Genomic DNA, 1,563 nt, shown 5'->3' on the forward strand with positions numbered 1-1,563 from the left:
TCTACGCCAACAAGCTGTCCAGGAGGCCCTGTTGACGCAGTTCTACGGCACCACGTGGGCGGAGTCCACTTCTGCCACCCTTGCGTGTGACTGCCTGGCTCACCGGTTCGGGAACGCCGGCGACCACGGGGTGCGCGAGCGCTGCTACCCGACGGACATGTCCGACGCGGAATGGGCGGTGGCCAGGCCGCTGCTGCCGGTGCCGGGCTGGTTGCGGGGCCGGGGCGGGCAGCCGGAGGCGTACTGCCACCGCGCGATACTGGACGCGATCCGCTACCTGGTCGACAACGCAACGAAATGGCGCGCGATGCCGGCCGACTTCCCGCCGTGGGACCGGGTCTACGCCTTCTTCCGCCGCTGGCGCGACCACGGCATGGTCAAGGAGTTCCACGACCGGCTCCGCCGCAAGGTCCGCGAGCGGGCCGGGCGGGATCCAGAGCCGAGCGCGGGCGTGATCGACTCCCAGTCGGTCAAGGCAGACGCCGTCGTCGGCGCCGACAGCCGCGGCTTCGACGGCGGCAAACTGGTCAACGGCCGCAAGCGGCACGCTGTGGTCGACACCCTCGGCCTGCTGCTCGCGGTGATGGTCACCGCCGCTGACACCCAAGACCGTGCGGCAGCCCAGGTCCTGCTCGCCCAGGTCGCCGCCGCGCACCACCTGCTGGCCCTGGTCTGGGCCGACGGCGGCTACACCGGCAGCCTCGTCGAGTACTGCCTCGCCACCCTCGCCCTGGTCCTCGCCATCGTCAAGCGCAGCGACGACACGCGCGGCTTCGTCGTGCTTCCCAAGCGCTGGATCGTGGAGCGGTTCTTCGCCCACCTGATGCGAAGCCGCCGCCTCGTGCGGGACTTCGAACGGTCCACCAGCAGCGCGGAGGCGATGGTCTACTGGTCGATGACGCAGCTCATGACCCGCCGCCTGGCCCGGCCACGCTCTTCGCGAGTGTGAACCGGCCCGGCGCCGGCTCGGCCAGCCACCCGCGCGCTGTCAGCCGCTTCGCCTTCGACCGCAACGCCTCGACCTTCGCGGGCACCAGGTCCAGACCGAAGCAGGCGGCCATCTCCTGGCAGGTCAGCGGGCCTTGACCGAGACGGTTCCGGTCCGCGAGAGCCTGCAGGATCCGCTGGTAGTCCGCCGACAGTGCCGACCAGGCCAGCCCCGCACGCCACATCGGCACCACCGATTTCGGCTTCGCCGCCTCCGAAGATGCAGGCCGCACCGGCGGTTCACCGCGATCCGACGGCTCCTCGACGGCATCCGGGTCGGCGGCGTTTCCTTCGCCCGGAGACAGCACCTCGTCGACGCGTGAACGGGCGATCACCCACTCGTTCCACTCCCGCTCGGCCACGACCAGCTCGGCCTGGATACGGTCGGCCTCCTCCCGCAGACCGTCCATACGACGGCGAGCGGTGAGCTCACGCTGTTCCAGCAGCCCCACGACCGAAGGCATGCCCGACCTCCTCCAGAGCGACAACTCAACACGTCACCACTCCCCGAGACCGCCGAACCCACGCCTGACCAGCGGAAACGCAGCCCTCAAGCCCGGAAAGACAACAGCCACT

At 70.2% G+C, this 1,563-nt stretch carries 2 protein-coding genes; one reads left to right on the forward strand and one right to left on the reverse strand.

Annotation, left to right across the window (positions count from 1 at the left end; translation table 11 throughout):
• Positions 1-949, forward strand: a 949-nt coding sequence (locus tag ABZ208_RS39020; RefSeq protein WP_356914187.1) for an IS5 family transposase, incomplete at its 5' end; no start/stop codon positions are given.
• On the opposite strand, the gene ABZ208_RS39025 is transcribed toward ABZ208_RS39020, so the two are convergent.
• Positions 906-1,451, reverse strand: a complete 546-nt coding sequence (locus ABZ208_RS39025) for a hypothetical protein (protein ID WP_356914188.1) — start codon at positions 1,449-1,451, stop codon at positions 906-908. The two genes, ABZ208_RS39020 and ABZ208_RS39025, sit on opposite strands and share 44 nt — an antisense overlap.
• Between the last annotated feature and the right edge of the window lie 112 nt (positions 1,452-1,563).

The sequence above is a fragment of the Streptomyces sp. NPDC006208 genome, from assembly GCF_040613775.1.
Taxonomy (GTDB): domain Bacteria; phylum Actinomycetota; class Actinomycetes; order Streptomycetales; family Streptomycetaceae; genus Streptomyces.

Excerpts from the sequence above, each read along its gene's own strand:
- ABZ208_RS39025 (WP_356914188.1), bottom strand. The coding sequence starts at position 1,451 with ATGCCTTCGGTCGTGGGGCTGCTGGAACAGCGTGAGCTCACCGCTCGC.